17 protein-coding genes are annotated in these 15,684 nt (G+C 55.2%); 7 read left to right on the forward strand and 10 right to left on the reverse strand.

Going from position 1 to position 15,684, the window contains the following annotated elements:
- The first annotated feature begins 1 nt into the window (after position 1).
- The 4 genes from potH to rlmC all read left to right on the forward strand — a co-directional run bounded on the left by potH (position 2) and on the right by rlmC (position 3,636).
- On the forward strand, positions 2-964 hold the full coding sequence (gene potH, locus AC6I8T_RS06730; RefSeq protein WP_021182571.1) for a putrescine ABC transporter permease PotH: 963 nt from the start codon (positions 2-4) through the stop codon (positions 962-964).
- Positions 961-1,806, forward strand: a complete 846-nt coding sequence (gene potI / locus AC6I8T_RS06735; protein ID WP_021182572.1) for a putrescine ABC transporter permease PotI — start codon at positions 961-963, stop codon at positions 1,804-1,806. Before potH ends, potI begins: the two co-directional genes overlap by 4 nt.
- 195 nt (positions 1,807-2,001) lie before the next feature.
- Positions 2,002-2,463, forward strand: coding sequence for a YbjO family protein (locus AC6I8T_RS06740; protein WP_036624572.1), 462 nt, complete (start codon positions 2,002-2,004; stop codon positions 2,461-2,463).
- A 48-nt stretch (positions 2,464-2,511) separates the two neighbouring features.
- Positions 2,512-3,636 carry a 23S rRNA (uracil(747)-C(5))-methyltransferase RlmC gene (rlmC, locus tag AC6I8T_RS06745; protein ID WP_208725109.1) on the forward strand — a complete coding sequence of 375 codons (1,125 nt, stop codon included), beginning with the start codon at positions 2,512-2,514 and terminating at the stop codon, positions 3,634-3,636.
- Between the two features lie 84 nt (positions 3,637-3,720).
- Here the strand turns inward: rlmC and artJ (AC6I8T_RS06750) are convergent, their stop codons facing one another.
- The 6 genes from artJ (AC6I8T_RS06750) to AC6I8T_RS06775 all read right to left on the reverse strand — a co-directional run bounded on the left by artJ (AC6I8T_RS06750) (position 3,721) and on the right by AC6I8T_RS06775 (position 8,184).
- Positions 3,721-4,452 carry an arginine ABC transporter substrate-binding protein gene (gene artJ, locus AC6I8T_RS06750; protein WP_208725110.1) on the reverse strand — a complete coding sequence of 244 codons (732 nt, stop codon included), beginning with the start codon at positions 4,450-4,452 and terminating at the stop codon, positions 3,721-3,723.
- A gap of 123 nt (positions 4,453-4,575) precedes the next feature.
- Entirely contained in the window at positions 4,576-5,244 is a 669-nt protein-coding gene (artM, locus tag AC6I8T_RS06755) for an arginine ABC transporter permease ArtM (RefSeq protein ID WP_208725111.1), read from the reverse strand.
- A 1-nt stretch (position 5,245) separates the two neighbouring features.
- A complete protein-coding gene (gene artQ / locus AC6I8T_RS06760) occupies positions 5,246-5,959 on the reverse strand; it encodes an arginine ABC transporter permease ArtQ (protein WP_497833620.1) in 714 nt (237 codons plus the stop codon).
- Between the two features lie 6 nt (positions 5,960-5,965).
- Complete coding sequence (gene artJ, locus AC6I8T_RS06765) at positions 5,966-6,697, reverse strand: arginine ABC transporter substrate-binding protein (RefSeq protein ID WP_021182578.1); 732 nt, start codon at positions 6,695-6,697, stop codon at positions 5,966-5,968.
- A 15-nt stretch (positions 6,698-6,712) separates the two neighbouring features.
- Positions 6,713-7,441: an arginine ABC transporter ATP-binding protein ArtP gene (artP, locus tag AC6I8T_RS06770; protein ID WP_208725113.1), complete on the reverse strand. Its 729-nt coding sequence runs from the start codon at positions 7,439-7,441 to the stop codon at positions 6,713-6,715.
- Between the two features lie 206 nt (positions 7,442-7,647).
- Entirely contained in the window at positions 7,648-8,184 is a 537-nt protein-coding gene (locus AC6I8T_RS06775; RefSeq protein ID WP_036624578.1) for a lipoprotein, read from the reverse strand.
- Between the two features lie 83 nt (positions 8,185-8,267).
- On the opposite strand from AC6I8T_RS06775, the gene AC6I8T_RS06780 reads away from it, so the two are divergent.
- Entirely contained in the window at positions 8,268-9,101 is an 834-nt protein-coding gene (locus tag AC6I8T_RS06780) for an N-acetylmuramoyl-L-alanine amidase (RefSeq protein WP_497833621.1), read from the forward strand.
- A gap of 2 nt (positions 9,102-9,103) precedes the next feature.
- Here AC6I8T_RS06780 and ltaE read toward each other — a convergent pair whose 3' ends face one another.
- The 3 genes from ltaE to AC6I8T_RS06795 form a co-directional block, all read right to left on the reverse strand.
- On the reverse strand, positions 9,104-10,108 hold the full coding sequence (gene ltaE, locus AC6I8T_RS06785; protein ID WP_208725114.1) for a low-specificity L-threonine aldolase: 1,005 nt from the start codon (positions 10,106-10,108) through the stop codon (positions 9,104-9,106).
- A gap of 67 nt (positions 10,109-10,175) precedes the next feature.
- Complete coding sequence (gene poxB / locus AC6I8T_RS06790) at positions 10,176-11,897, reverse strand: ubiquinone-dependent pyruvate dehydrogenase (protein WP_208725115.1); 1,722 nt, start codon at positions 11,895-11,897, stop codon at positions 10,176-10,178.
- A gap of 93 nt (positions 11,898-11,990) precedes the next feature.
- Entirely contained in the window at positions 11,991-12,890 is a 900-nt protein-coding gene (locus tag AC6I8T_RS06795; protein ID WP_208725508.1) for a LysO family transporter, read from the reverse strand.
- A gap of 137 nt (positions 12,891-13,027) precedes the next feature.
- Between AC6I8T_RS06795 and AC6I8T_RS06800 the strand changes: the two genes are divergently transcribed.
- On the forward strand, positions 13,028-14,668 hold the full coding sequence (locus AC6I8T_RS06800) for a DUF2813 domain-containing protein (protein ID WP_497833622.1): 1,641 nt from the start codon (positions 13,028-13,030) through the stop codon (positions 14,666-14,668).
- A gap of 114 nt (positions 14,669-14,782) precedes the next feature.
- Here AC6I8T_RS06800 and cspD read toward each other — a convergent pair whose 3' ends face one another.
- On the reverse strand, positions 14,783-15,004 hold the full coding sequence (gene cspD / locus AC6I8T_RS06805) for a cold shock-like protein CspD (protein WP_013508492.1): 222 nt from the start codon (positions 15,002-15,004) through the stop codon (positions 14,783-14,785).
- 323 nt (positions 15,005-15,327) lie between these two features.
- Here cspD and clpS point away from each other — a divergent pair, with 323 nt between their 5' ends.
- Positions 15,328-15,648, forward strand: coding sequence for an ATP-dependent Clp protease adapter ClpS (gene clpS / locus AC6I8T_RS06810; RefSeq protein ID WP_021182586.1), 321 nt, complete (start codon positions 15,328-15,330; stop codon positions 15,646-15,648).
- Positions 15,649-15,684: the final 36 nt, after the last annotated feature.

A 15,684-nucleotide genomic window follows, 5' to 3' on the forward strand; every position in this document is an offset into this window, starting at 1 on the left:
AATGAGCCAGATTTCTCAACCCGGTGCCACGCAGGCTGAACAGCCGGGCACCCCGCTACAGCGCTGGGCCACGCGCATCAAAATGCAACATGGCCGTAAGCTGGTGATCGCACTGCCGTACCTGTGGCTGGTGCTGTTTTTCCTGCTGCCGTTCCTGATCGTGCTGAAAATCAGTTTTGCCGATATCGCGCGCGCGATCCCGCCTTATACCGATTTGGTCACCTGGGCTGATGATCAGCTCAATCTGGTGCTTAATCTCGGTAACTATCTGCAACTGACGGATGATCCGTTATACGCCGATGCCTATCTGCAATCGCTGAAAGTGGCGGCTATCTCCACCATTATCTGCCTGGTGATTGGTTATCCACTGGCGTGGGCGGTGGCGCACAGTAAGCCTTCCATGCGTACCATCCTGCTGTTGCTGGTGATCCTGCCGTCATGGACGTCGTTCCTGGTACGTGTGTATGCCTGGATGGGGCTGCTGAACAATAACGGTATCCTCAACCGTTTCCTGATGTGGCTGGGCGTTATCGATCATCCGCTGGTGATCCTCTACACCAACACCGCAGTGTATATCGGTATTGTCTACTGCTATCTGCCGTTTATGGTGCTGCCCATTTATACCGCGCTGACGCGTATTGATTATTCGCTGGTGGAAGCCTCACTGGATCTGGGTGCGCGTCCGTTGAAGACCTTTTTCAGTGTCATTGTGCCGCTGACCAAAGGCGGGATTATCGCCGGTTCGATGCTGGTGTTTATCCCGGCGGTGGGTGAGTACGTCATCCCTGAATTGTTGGGCGGCCCGGACAGCATCATGATTGGACGTATCCTGTGGCAGGAGTTCTTCAACAACCGTGACTGGCCGGTGGCGTCAGCGCTGGCGGTGATCATTCTGTTGATTCTGATCCTGCCGATTGTCTGGTTCCACAAACATCAAAACCGTGAAATGGGAGAGAAGGGATGAATCAGTTACCGGCTATCCGCTCCCCCTGGCGTACCGCGATTCTGGTGCTCGGCTTTCTGTTCCTGTATGCACCGATGCTGCTGCTGGTGGCCTATTCGTTTAACAGTTCACAACTGGTAACGGTGTGGGAGAGCTTCTCGTTCCACTGGTACCATGTGCTGTTCCAGGACGATGCGATGATCGATGCGGTGCTGCTCAGCCTGAGCATCGCCGCGATGTCTGCCAGTATGGCGGTGGTGTTGGGCACTATCGCAGCGGTGATTATCGTGCGTTTTGGCCGTTTTAAAGGGCACAACGGCTTTGCGTTTATGCTTACCGCGCCGCTGGTGATGCCGGACGTGATCACCGGGTTGTCGCTGTTGCTGCTGTTTGTGGCGATGGGCAATACCCTTGGCTGGCCGAGCGATCGTGGCATGCTGACTATCTGGTTGGCACACGTCACCTTCTGTACCGCTTATGTGGCGGTGGTAATCAACTCGCGCCTGCGTGAGTTGGACCGTTCGATTGAAGAAGCGGCAATGGATCTCGGCGCAACGCCCCTTAAGGTGTTCTTCGTGATTACCGTACCCATGATCGCCCCGGCCATCATTACGGGCTGGCTGCTGGCGTTTACCCTGTCGCTCGATGACCTGGTGATTGCCAGTTTTGTGACCGGTCCGGGTGCGACCACCTTGCCGATGGCGATCTTTGCCACCGTGCGTCGTGGCGTGAACCCGGAGATCAACGCCCTGGCATCGCTGATTCTGTTTGTCGTCGGTCTGGTCGGTTTTATCGCCTGGCGCTTTATGGCACACGAAGAAAAGCAACGTTTGCGCGATATTCAGAAAGCAAGACGTGGCTGAAATCCGTAACATTTGCCACTATAGGAGAGGCTGGAGCTGACGTAATGCTGCTCAGGTAGGATACATCTCATAGCGGCGCGATTTATCGCGCGGGGTTTTACACCTGCGACAGCGCGATAAATCGCGCCGCTACTGATTCGTGCAAACCTGATCAGCATGATGGCGCAGCCAGCCTTTTGTTATGGAGCCTGGTCGATGTCGGAAACCCTGAAAAAAGTGCCTTTGTTCACGCCTGCGCCGGTGTTGGTTGCCGGTATCGCCATTATTGCGACACGCTGCATCAGCGTGGTGATGCTGGCGAATGAACTGGGTTACGAAGAGTTAGTCAATTTTGTCCACCGTAGCGCTCAGGCCTGGGATTCCACCGTCATTTTCATTGCCAGCCAGCTGATCTTTTTGTTTGAGCTGCGCTGTGCTTTCACCCTGATGCGCGGCAGTAACCGAGGGCGCTGGGGTTATGTGGCGACCCAGATTATCGTGCTGGGATATATGCTGATGGCGTCGATGGGCTGGATTTATCCGGAGATCTTCAGTATTGATGGCGAAACTAACGCGCAGATCATTCACCATACCCTGTCGCAGAAACTGCCGGATGTGATGGTTCTGCTGCTGTTGTTTGTCCCGGCCAGCAGCCGCGCTTTTTTCCGGCGTCGGTGATACAATCGCCCCCCGTTTTTTCTCCCGATTCAGAATACAGGCCCCACCATGCATTGCGCGCTTTATGATGCCGACCGCTGCCGTTCCTGCCAGTGGCTGGAAAAACCTTACCCGCAGCAGATTTCTGAGAAACAGTCGCTGCTGGAGCAACTGCTGGCGCAGCAGGCGGTAGGGGAGTGGCGCGCGCCGGTCACTTCGGTTGAACAGGGGTTTCGTAATAAAGCCAAGATGGTGGTGAGCGGCAGTGTCGAGCGTCCGGTGTTTGGCATGATGTCGCGTGATGGCGAGCCGGTTGATCTGTGTGCCTGCCCACTCTATCCCGCCAGTTTTGCTCCGGTGTTTGCCGTACTCAAACCCTTTATCGCCCGCGCCGGTTTAACACCGTATAACGTGGCGCGCAAACGTGGTGAGTTGAAGTTCCTGTTGCTGACGGAGAGCACCCAGGGCGGCATGATGCTGCGTTTCGTGCTGCGTTCTACCAGCAAACTGGAACAGTTACGCGCCGCGCTGCCGTGGCTGCAACAGCAACTGCCACAGCTGACGGTGATCTCTGCCAATATTCAGCCGGTGCATATGGCGATCCTCGAAGGCGAGGAAGAGATTGCGCTGACGCCTGATCAGGCGCTGGCTGAGACGTTTAATCACGTACCGCTGTATATTCGCCCACAAAGTTTCTTCCAGACCAACCCACGGGTGGCAGCCAGTTTGTATGCTACCGCACGCGACTGGGTGGCGCAGTTGGCGGTGAGCAGCATGTGGGATCTGTTTTGTGGCGTAGGCGGTTTTGGTCTGCACTGTGCCAGCGCAGAGATGCAGTTAACCGGGATTGAGATCAACGCGGAAGCTATCGCCTGTGCTCGGCAGTCAGCTCAGCAACTGGGACTGGAGAAGGTCAGTTTTGCCGCGCTGGATTCCACCCAGTTCGCCACCTCGCGGGATCAGGTACCGGAGTTGGTGCTGGTCAATCCGCCACGCCGTGGCATTGGGGCTGAGTTATGCGCCTACCTTAGCCAGATGGCACCGGAATACATTCTCTATTCCAGCTGCAATCCGCATAGCATGGCGCAGGATATCGCGCGTCTGAGTGCCTATAGCGTCAGCCGCGTGCAGCTGTTCGATATGTTTCCCCACACCGCCCATTTCGAAGTGCTGACGTTACTGACTAAACGCTGAAGGGGTGGGGCGACGCCGTGCTCATCCTGAACCGAGGACAGTGCAGAACCTGTCAGGCATCACACCGCGCCGACCCCATAGCTATTATTCGGGGAACCACTTCTGATTGAGTTGCTGATACGTACCGTTGGCTTTGATTGCCGCCAGCGCGCCATTCAGCTGATCGCGTAGTTCGGTATTACCTTTACGTACCGCAATGCCCAGCCCGGTGCCAAAATAACTGGCATCCGTCACATGCGCGCCAACCGGGGCCAGATCAGCATTGGTTTTCAGCCACTGATTTACCACGGCGGTATCACCGAATACGCCATCCAGACGGCCATTTTTCAGGTCGAGAATGGCGTTCTGGTAACTGTCATACGCCACCGCGACCACTTCCGGATGCTGCTCCAGCAGGTACTTCTGATGGGTGGTGCCGTTTTCCATACCAATCCGTTTGCCCTTCAACTGGGCGAAATCACTGAACTGGCCTTTACGCGCAATGACGACAGCCGAGTTGGCATAATAGGGTTGGGTGAAATCCACCTGTTTGCTGCGATCGGCGGTGATATCCATACCGGAGATGATGGCGTCATAGCGGCGGAATTTCAGAGAGGGGATCAGGCTGTCAAATGCGTTGTTGGTGAAGGTACATTCGGCCTTCATTTGTTGGCATAACGCTTTTGCCAGATCGATATCAAAGCCAACGATTTGATTTTCACGGTCCAGAGATTCAAATGGAGGATAAGTCGCGGAAGAGGCGAAGCGGATTTTCTCCGCCGCAAAGGCATTCATTGCCAGAGTTGCCAGTGCAGCAGCAACGATCCATTTTTTCATTTTTGAGGCTCCTGTAGATCATTTACGCCCGGAGGCGAACGCGTTACAAGATGCCATCGAATGCATCATTATGCAAGAATGTTGTATAAATAATGAAAAAAGGCGGGAAAACCCGCCTGGATATTAATTTCTACGCTCAAATGCCAGCGCGCGTCGTTCAATCAGGCGCATCATCAATGTCAGCAAACCATTGACGCACAGATACACCAAACCGGCGGCGGCGAACACCGTGACATCATAGGTGCGGCCATACAGCAATTGACCGTGGCCCATTACCTCCATCAGCGTGATGGTATAGGCCAGAGAGGTACTTTTGAACACCAGCACCACTTCATTGGAGTAAGACGACAGCGCACGTTTAAACGCATACGGCAGCAGAATTCGCAGCGTGTCTTTACGATTCATCCCGAGGGCAGCACAGGATTGCCACTGACCGGAAGGAATGGCACGTACCGCGCCGTAAAACAATTGCGTAGTGTAGGCTGCGCTGTTGAGCGACAGCGCCAGCAGGGCGCACAGCCACGGCTGCGACAGCAAATGCCACAGCCAGGGAATGTTCTGGATGCTGGGGAACTGGCCGGGGCCGTAGTAAATCAGGAAGATCTGCACCAGCAGCGGCGTACCGGTGAACACCGTGATGTAGCCTTTGACGAGGGAATTCACCACCGGCACTTTCAGCGCCAGCACTACGGTGAACAGCAGCGACAACACCAACGCGGCGATCAGTGAAGCGACGGTCAACGTCAGGCTGGTATGCAGACCTTTCAGCAGTTCGGGTAAATATTGCAGCATATCAGACTCCCCGCTCAAAACGCGTGGTGCGCGATTCAATACGGCGCAGCACCGCCTGACTGAACAGCGTGATAATCAGATAGATGGCCGCGGCCACCAGATACCAGGTAAAGGGCTCCTGCGTACGGGTAGCGATGCTTTTGGTTTGCAACATCAGATCGTTAACGCTAATCAGCGACACCAGCGCGGTATCCTTCAGCAGCACCAGCCACTGGTTACCAAGGCCGGGTAATGCGTGACGCCACATCTGCGGCATGATCAGGCGGAAGAAAATCGCTGACTTCTTCATCCCCAGCGCCTGACCGGATTCCCACTGACCCACTGGCACCGCTTTTAACGCGCCGCGCAGGGTTTGTGATGCGTAAGCCGAGTAAAGCATCGCCAGCGCAATCACGCCGCACAGGAATGGGCTGACATCGAAGTTCTCAATCTGTACCTGCACCGGAATGCTGAACAGACCAAGGTTGATATGGAAGCCATCCGACAGTGTCAGCAACAATTGCGAGGCACCGAAGTAGATAAACAGCACCACGAGGATTTCCGGCAGACCGCGAATCAGCGTCACCAAACCGGTGCCAACCCAGGCCAACGGCTGCCAGCGCACCGATTCCCAGCCAGCAAAAATCATCGCCAGCACAAGGCCGGCGATCAATGCACAAACGGCAAGGCCGACGGTCATACCGGCGGCGCTTGCGAGTGGAATCATTTCATTCATCAGAAATTACTGCTGAAACCATTTGTTGTAGATGGTTTTGTAAGTACCGTCGGCTTTGACTTTATCCAGCGCGGCGTTGAATTTTTCCTGCAACTCGGTGTTACCCATGCGCACCGCGATGCCGAGACCGGTGCCGAAGTAGGCTTTGTCGGTCACTTTATCACCCAGCGCGGCCAGGTTCGGGTTTTGCTTCAGCCACTCGTTGACCACCGCAGTGTCACCGAAGACGGCATCGATGCGGCCATTTTTCAGGTCGAGGATGGCGTTCTGGTAGCTGTCATACGGCACCACGGTGATGTCGCTGTGCTTATCAGACAGGTATTTCTGATGGGTAGTGCCGTTCTGCACGCCGACACGCTTGCCTTTCAGCGCCGCGACATCCGCCACTTTGCCTTTCTGCGCGATAAACAGCGCCGAGTTGTCGTAGTAAGGTTTGGTGAACAGCACCTGCTTTTCACGCTCTGGCGTGATGTCCATACCAGCCATCACCGCGTCGAAACGGCGGAATTTCAGGCTCGGGATCAGGCTGTCAAAGGCCTGATTGGTGAAGGTACAGGTGGCATCAATCTCTTTACACAAGGCATTGGCCAAATCGACATCAAAGCCCTGAATTTTATTGTCAGAATCGACGAATTCAAACGGAGGATAAGAGGCCTCGGTCGCGAAACGCAGGGTCTGCGCAGCGGAAGCGCTCAGACTCAAACCAGCAAGCAGTGCAGCAAGTACGACTTTTTTCATTAGAGACATCCTGACTTAGTGCGAAAGATAGTGAGCAAACGCGTCGGTTTGCGGCTGTGTAAAGTGGCTGGCGTCGCCCTGTTCCACAATGTGGCCATTTTCCATGTACACCACACGGCTGGCGGTCTTACGTGCGACTTCCACTTCATGGGTGACGATCACCTGGGTAATCCTGGTCTGCGCCAGCTCATTGATAATGCTGACGATCTGCGCGGTGATTTCCGGGTCGAGTGCGGCGGTCGGCTCATCAAACAATAGCACCTGGGGTTCCATCATCAGGGCGCGTGCAATCGCCACGCGTTGTTGCTGGCCACCGGAAAGGTGCAAGGGAAAACGCTCGGCATAAGGGGTCAGACGCAGACGATCCAGCAGTTTTTCGGCGCGCGCACGGGCCTGATCCTTGCTTAAACCCAGCACGCGGCAGGGCGCTTCGATCAGGTTTTGCAGCACCGTCAGATGCGGCCACAAGTTGTATTGTTGGAACACCATACCCACGTTCTGACGCAATTCTCGAATCGCGCTGTCAGACGGAGTCTTACTGAAGTCGAAATGATTGCCGGCGATCTGCAAACTGCCAGAACGCGGCTGCTCCAGCAGATTCAGCACGCGCAGGAGTGAACTTTTCCCCGCGCCGCTCGGACCGAGCAACACCAGCGTCTCGCCCTGTGGGCAGGCCAGGTTGATATCGAACAGCGCCTGGTGGGCACCGTAAAAACAGTTAATGCCGGTTAGTTGAATACTCATGCGCAATAAATGAATAGCAATTGATGCCGCGAATCTTAACGTCACCAGAATAGTTATGCAATTGAGGCGGGTTAAAATTTATTAAACAGCAGTTAAAGGTAAAAAGCGTAGCACAATATCTCGACATCGCGGTGTGGCAGACAAAAAGCGCGATAAATCGCGCCGCTACGCTCAGGGTGGATATGGTCGCGGCGTGATTCAGGTGATTAACGCTCCTCCAGCAACTGGCTCAGCGAGCCACCACCCGGATGCGGCCAGTTGCCAACGTAACGCACATCATCCACTACCCAACAGCTGCCTTCGTGGATCATCAGTACTTCGTCCTGCCACTTCTTATCGCCCCGCGTCAGGTCAACACGCAGCGGGATATTGCGGGCATCCCGGTTGGGGATGGAGGAGGCGCTGGCTACCTCAGCAGAGGTGGGGCCTTGCGCCAGGCTGGAGAACAGGTCACCACTGCGCCAGTCGGCAGGTTTATTGCTCAACCCGTTTGACTGCACCAGCTTCTGATACAACCGGTCGCTCAGGTAGGGACGATATTTCGCCAGCAGCGCATTATCTGGCAGGCCCTGGGTGGGTTGGCTGACGCGTAAATCGTAGAATTGCTGCGCCACGCTATCCGGGCCGCCTTCGACACACGACGCCATACGTGGACCATTATCCTTTATCACGGGCTCAACGGTGGTACAGGCGCTGAGCAGCACCGCTACGGGAACAACTAGCGCAAAAGCATTGTTTCTCATCTCGATTTCCTTATTGTTCACTGGCAAAGCGGCATAATTAGCATAAAGTATAGCGTTGGTTTCGGTGCCAGACGGGGGAGAGGATGTTGATGTGGCTGATGCGTGGTGGGTTGCTGCTGGCGATGCTGATCCTGAGCGGGTGTCAGTCGGCGATTGAAGCACGCCACGGCTATTGGGTCGATACCTCCCACCCGGCGCAAGGCGCGCGGCCACGCATTAAGGTGGTGGTGATCCACTACACCGCCGAAGATCTTCCTTCCTCGCTGGCGACCTTGACCGATCGTGAAGTCAGCGCGCATTACCTGATTCCGGCGCAACCCGAACAGCGCAGAGGAAAAGGGGTGATCTGGCAACTGGTGCCCGAAAGTCAATTGGCCTGGCACGCCGGACCGAGTTTCTGGCGCGGCGCGACGCGTATCAACGACACCTCGATTGGCATTGAACTGGTAAACAGCGGCTATCAACGCACGCTGGTCGGATTGCGTTGGCAGCCGTTCAGCACGGCACAAATCGCGGCGCTGGAAGTCTTAGTCAAAGACATCACCAAGCGTTACGGTATTTCGCCGGAAAATGTGGTGGGGCACAGCGATATCGCGCCGCAGCGCAAACAGGATCCTGGTCCACTGTTTCCGTGGCAGCAACTGGCGCAGCAGGGGATTGGGGCCTGGCCCGATACAGCCACGGTACAGCGTTACCTTGGCGATCAGGCCGCCGATGCGTTGGTTGATCAACAAGCATTATTGGATGTGTTACAGCGCTACGGTTATGACGTCACGGCTGCCACCACGCCTGCGATGCAGCGTAAGGTGATTGCGGCATTTCAGATGCATTTCAGGCCGCGGGATTACCGTGGCCTGGCGGATGCAGAGACGCTGGCAATTGCCCGCGCGTTACTGGCGAAATATGGTGCTGCCTGAGGTTATGCCTGTTGCAGAAAGGCCTGCCAGTGAGAGACCAGTTGTGCCAGATCGTCACGGCTGACATCCAGATGGGTAACAATACGCGTTACCGGGCCGACGCTAATCAACACGTCACGCGCCTTCAGCCACGCTTTTAACCCTTCAACCTGCTGCGGTGGGACCTGTACAAATAACATATTGGTTTGCTGGCTTACCACCGTCACGCCCAGCGCTTGCAACTGCTCGCCCAGCCAGGCCGCGTTGTCATGGTCGTCCTGCAAACGCGCCACGTTATGTTGCAGCGCATACAGGCCTGCGGCCGCCAGAATTCCGGCCTGACGCATCCCGCCGCCGGTCATTTTGCGCCAGCGGCGAGCCTGTTCAATATACGCAGCATCACCACACAGCAGCGATCCCACTGGGGTGCCAAGCCCTTTGGACAGGCAGATGGTCAGGGTGTCGCAGTAACAGGCTATCTTTTCCAGCGTGGTGTTTTGCGCCACCACCGCGTTGAAGATACGCGCGCCGTCAATATGCAACGCCAGCTTATGTTCACGGGTGAATTGCCACGCTTGCTCCAAATACGCGAGTGGTAGCACTTTGCCGTGATGGGTGTTTTCCAGGCTAAGCAGCCGGGTGCGGGCAAAGTGGATATCGTCCGGCTTAATAGCGGCAGCGACATCGGCCAGCGGCAAGGTACCGTCTTCAGCCGCCAGAATCGGTTGAGGCTGAATGCTGCCCAGCACTGCCGCACCACCGGCTTCGTATTTGTAGTTATGCGCCTGCTGTCCAACGATATACTCTTCACCGCGCTGGCAGTGGCTCAATAGCGCCACAAGATTCGCTTGTGTTCCGGTAGGAAAAAATAACGCGGCTTCTTTGCCGCTCAGACGTGCAGCTTCGGCTTCCAGTGCATTGACGGTAGGATCGTCACGATAAACATCATCGCCGGTTTCAGCCGCCATCATGGCGTCCAACATGGCGGAACTCGGGCGGGTTACGGTATCACTGCGTAAATCGATCACGTCGCTCTCCTGAAAGAAAAAGCGGGCTGAGCGCCCGCATACGATTTTTTGGTTTGCTGAAACCGTTTTACCTCAGCCAGTTGGTTTTCGCCAGCTCCACAACTTCATCGCCACGACCATTCAGAATCGCGCGCAGCATATACAAACTGAAGCCTTTGGCCTGTTCCAGTTTGATTTGTGGTGGGATAGCCAACTCTTCTTTGGCGGTAATCACATCCAGCAGCACCGGACCATCATGGGCGAATGCTTCCTCCAGCGCGCTGTCGAGCGCCGAGGCTTGCTCTACCCGAATCCCTTTGATGCCACAGGCGGTGGCGATGGCCGCAAAGTCAGGATTTTCCAGTTCGGTGCCATCAGTGAGATAGCCTCCGGCTTTCATCTCCATCGCCACAAACCCCAGCACGCTATTGTTGAAGATCACCAGCTTTACCGGCAACTTCAGTTGTGCCACGGAAATAAAATCGCCCATCAGCATGCTGAATCCGCCATCGCCACACAGCGCCACCACCTGACGGTCGCGGTTGAGCGCCTGTGCGCCTAATGCCTGGGGCATTGCGTTAGCCATCGAACCGTGATTAAACGAGCCGAGCAGCCGCCGTTTACCGTTCATTTTCAGATAACGTGCAGCCCAAACCGTGGGGGTGCCGACATCGCAGGTAAAGATGGCATCATCAGCGGCAAAATGGCTGATTTGCTGCGCCAGATATTGAGGATGGATTGCCTGTTTATCATTGGCGGTTGCCAGCTCGTCCAGCCCTTTGCGGGCATCGGCATAGTGTTCCAATGCGTTGTCAAGGTGCTGACGATCGCTTTTGCTGGTGAGCTGTGGCTGCAATGCCAGCAGGGTGGCTTTGATATCGCCCACCAACGCCATATCCACATGGCTATGCGCGCCGAGACTGGCGGGATTGATATCAATCTGAATGATGTTGGCTTCTGCCGGGTAGAAGGGACGGTAGGGGAATTGCGTACCCAGCAGCACCAACGTGTCGGCGTTCATCATGGCGTGAAAACCGGAAGAAAAACCGATCAGACCGGTCATGCCAACATCATAAGGATTGTCGTACTCGATATGTTCTTTGCCACGCATCGCGTGTACCACCGGTGCTTTCAGCGCCTCCGCCAGCTTTACCACTTCAGCATGCGCACCGGCGCAACCGCTGCCGCACAGCAGGGTAATATTTTTTGCGCCATTCAGCGTCAACGCCAGTCGGGCGATTTCACTGGCGGACGGCACCACCTGCGGCAATTGTGGCGGATACCAATCGGCGCGTGCACCTTCTGGGGCTGCTTTCAGTGCCACATCACCGGGTAATACCACCACCGAAACGCCACGATTGAGGATGGCTTTACGCATCGCGATGCCCAGCACCTGCGGCAGCTGCTCCGGGTTGGACACCAGCTCGCAATAGTGGCTGCATTCGCGGAACAACTCCTGGGGGTGGGTTTCCTGAAAATAGCCACTGCCGATTTCACTGGATGGGATGTGCGCGGCAATGGCCAGCACCGGGACATGATTGCGATGGCAATCAAACAGGCCATTGATCAGGTGAAGATTGCCCGGCCCGCAGGAACCGGCACACACCGCCAGTTGCCCACTGATTTGCGCTTCGGCACCGGCGGCAAAAGCAGCGACTTCCTCATGTCGGGTGGGCATCCACTGGATGGTGCCCATGCGGTTGAGGCTGTCATTTAGCCCATTCAATGAATCGCCAGTTACGCCCCAGATGCGTTTAACACCTGCGTTTTCCAAGGTTTTCGCCAGCAGCGCTGCAACAGTTTGCTTCATCAAACACTCCTTTCCGGGAAAATGAGGTCAGTCTGAAGCGTAGACGATGGGATAACCGCGCAGCCGTGAAAAAATGCGCTGCGCGTAATCGGGTCAGGCGGAGAACAGGGCGATCAGAATCGGCGCCAGCAGGCTCATGATAAAGCCGTGCACAATGGCCGCCGGGACAATCTCCATCCCCCCTGCGCGCTGCAAGATGGGGAGGGTGAAATCCATTGAGGTGGCACCGCTCAACCCCAACGCCGTGCAGCGATGGCGTGTGACCAGCAGGGGGATTAGCATGATGGCGAATAATTCGCGTAGCAGGTCATTGAAGAACGCTGCACTGCCCATCACCGGGCCGAAGGCTTCGGTCATCAGAATGCCGGAGAGGGAGTACCAGCCAAATCCGCTCGCCAGTGCCAACCCGGTTTTTAGCGGCAAACCCAGTAACGTAGCAGCCAGAGCACCGCCACACAGGGCGCTGACCAGCGATACCCCCGCCACCAACAGGCCACGGCGATTCAACATAATCTGCCGTAATGTCATGCCGCTGCCGCGCAACTGAATGCCGACCAGGAAAAGCATCAGGATCAACGCGTATTCGCTGGCGGTGGCAGCGTGACGCAGGGGGGACGCATGGGTCAATCCCAGCAGAAATCCCGCGGCAACAGTGGCACACAATTTCACCGATTCCAGCGCCATATGCCAGCGTGAGGGCAATGTTTGCGGGCGATGGTTATGCTGCCACGGATAACGTTTTTCCAGCAGCCACAGCACTCCCAGCGAGCAGGCAAGGATACACAACATGCTGATGAGCGCGGTATGGAAGATCGTCAGCAGATTGCTACCAAGATTGTCGAGAAACGCCAGGCTGATGCCCATAAAAAACAGGATCAGGTAAACAATGTGTCCCAACGAGCGATTGGCGATTTTCAACAGACGTGGGCTTTGCTGTGGCAACAACCAGCCGAGGATCAGTGGCAGCAGGATAATGATCAATCCGGTATACATCATGTGATTCGTCCCTGAAAAAATGAGGCGTCACGCTAACGAAAAATATCTGAAGTGTAAACCTTTTCCCGGTGAGACGGCTTGACCAACGCCACAAGGCAGACCATGCTCAGGCAAAGAACAGGATGGATGCTGCGATGATTCTGGAACATATCGATATATATGGTTTTCGCGGGATAAACCGACTCTCATTGTCGTTGACTGCGACCAATCTGTTGATTGGCGAAAATGCCTGGGGGAAATCGAGTCTGCTGGATGCGTTGACGCTGTTGCTGGCTCCCGCTACCGAATCCTATCTCTTCACCGAAAACGACTTCCACTTCCCGCCAGGCGATCTTGAGGCGCGCACTCACCAGTTACAGCTGGTATTCCGTTTTCGCGGCGAAAACCACGATGAAGAGCCGGTACTGGAGCCGTTTTGGCAACGTGATGGTGACGGACGTTACCTCTGCTTCAGCGCACGCGGTAAGCGGCAGGAGCATCAGGTGAAAACCACCCATCGCTTTATTGATGCGCGCGGCGATGTATTACCGCTGGACGGGACGGCGCAGGCGCTGGTCCACTTAAGAACCTTTTACCCGGTGTTGCGCGTGCGCGATGCCCGCTTTAGCCGTCGGGCGCGTCAGGTGGAGACTGATCCGGTGCAACGTGCCAGTACCCTGAGCGAGCTGGCGCTGGAAGTTGATAAACTGACGCGTGATCTGGTTTCGCGACCACAAATGCTGAGCGATGAACTGCTGCGCCAGGGGCTGCATACGATGCAGCAATTGCTGGAGCATTACTTTTTGGTCCAGCATCCGGGGGGCAACATGGCCAGGGTATCGCCGGAAGCCCGAAACGGGGGAGAGGGTTGGCGTTCTCTGGATAAGCTCAATCATCTGATTGCGGGTACTGAATCGCGCAGCCGCCAGGTCATTCTGTTACGCATGTTTTCGCTGTTGATCCAGGCGCACGGCAACGCTGCGCTACCGGTCGGCGCTCGCCCCATGTTACTGGTTGAGGACCCGGAAACCCGCCTCCATCCCATTATGCTGGCGGTGGCGTGGAACCTGCTGGATCTGATGCCAGTGCAAAAAATCGCTACCACCAATTCAGGTGAATTGTTGTCTCAGGTACCGCTGGAGAGTGTTTGTCGTCTGGTACGTGAACCGACACGGGTTGCGGCCTGGCGCATCGGCCCTGAGGGGCTGAGCGCCGAGGAGAGTCGTCGGATTGGTTTCCATATTCGCGTCAATCGCCCATCGGCCCTGTTTGCGCGCTGCTGGCTGCTGGTGGAGGGAGAGACGGAGGTGTGGATTATTAATGAACTGGCACGCCAGAGCGGTTATCACTTTGCCGCGGAAGGGGTGAAGGTGATTGAGTTTGCCCAGTCCGGCCTGAAACCATTGCTGAAATTTGCCCGCCGTATGGGGATAGCCTGGCATGTGTTGACCGACGGCGATGATGCCGGGAAGAAATATGCGGCTACCACGCGCAGCCAGTTACAAGCGCATGAACATGATGCCGATCACCTGACGATGCTACCGGCGCTGGATATCGAGAACTTCTTTTATAAGCATGGGTTTAGTGACATTTATCATCAGACAGCGCACCTGCCGTTAAACGTACCGATGAACGCCCGGCGTATTATCACTAAAGCGATTCATCATAGTTCTAAGCCGGAGCTGGCGATTGCTGTCGCGATGGCTGCTGCCGAACGTGGACCGGCGTCGATTCCGTCCCTGCTGGATAACTTGTTTTCACGGGTAATTTGGTTGGCACATGGCAAGGCCGATTGATTTCACGGCGAAATCTTGTCGGAAGAGGACGTAAAATTCTCAAAAGAAAAATGCCAGCATCACTGGCTGGCATTTTTTTTCGGGAGTGGTCAGAATGGATGAAGTGGCGCAGGTTTATACCGGCACCGATGTCTCCACCGGCACAATCAGGCTGGCGTGATTGCCTTTTGGCCCTTCATGGACATCAAACTGAACCTGCTGGCCGGCTTTCAGCGTTCTGTATCCCTCCATCTGGATCGTGGAGTAGTGTGCGAAGATATCGTCGCCGCCGCCAATCGGACAGATAAAGCCGAAGCCTTTGGCGTTGTTGAACCATTTAACAGTACCCGTCTCCATGCTTTTACTTCCCTCGCAAGACATTTTGATAAGTAGGTGAGGTCATTGAAGCTGTGAGTCGAGCTTGTTCAAAACTCACTCAGCTTGTGTAAGTAGAATGTAGAGAAACGGTCCTTATCGTCAAGCAAACGACCCGGGCGCGCAGGGGGAAATTCATCAAAATTTGAGGCAGTTAACGCTATTGCAAATTTTGTGATACAGGTCGCGCATGTGCTTTCAGGGCCCTTTTTTAGTAATGGGAAAATGGCTTGACAGACATGTTAAACTTTAGGTGTGAGCGCAGAAATGCGCACAACCGTAACGCAGAATTTCGACGGAACATTATGGCAAACACAAACGACTGGCTTAATTTTGAACATCTGGCCGAAGACAAAGTACGCGAAGGGTTAAAGCCGCCTTCAATGTATAAAGTCATTCTGAATAATGACGATTATACACCTATGGAATTTGTTATTGACGTTCTGCAAAAGTTCTTTTCTTATGATGTTGAACGTGCAACGCAGCTGATGTTGAAAGTTCACTACCAGGGAAAGGCGATCTGTGGTGTATTTACTGCGGAAGTGGCGGAAACCAAAGTTGCCCAGGTGAACAATTACGCACGAGATAATGAACATCCGTTGCTGTGTACGCTGGAAAAAGCCTGAAACCGTCTCCATATAGGGGAAAGGTCGTCAGAGCGA

The organism is Pantoea sp. X-Soil-OKNW-556, assembly GCF_059730695.1.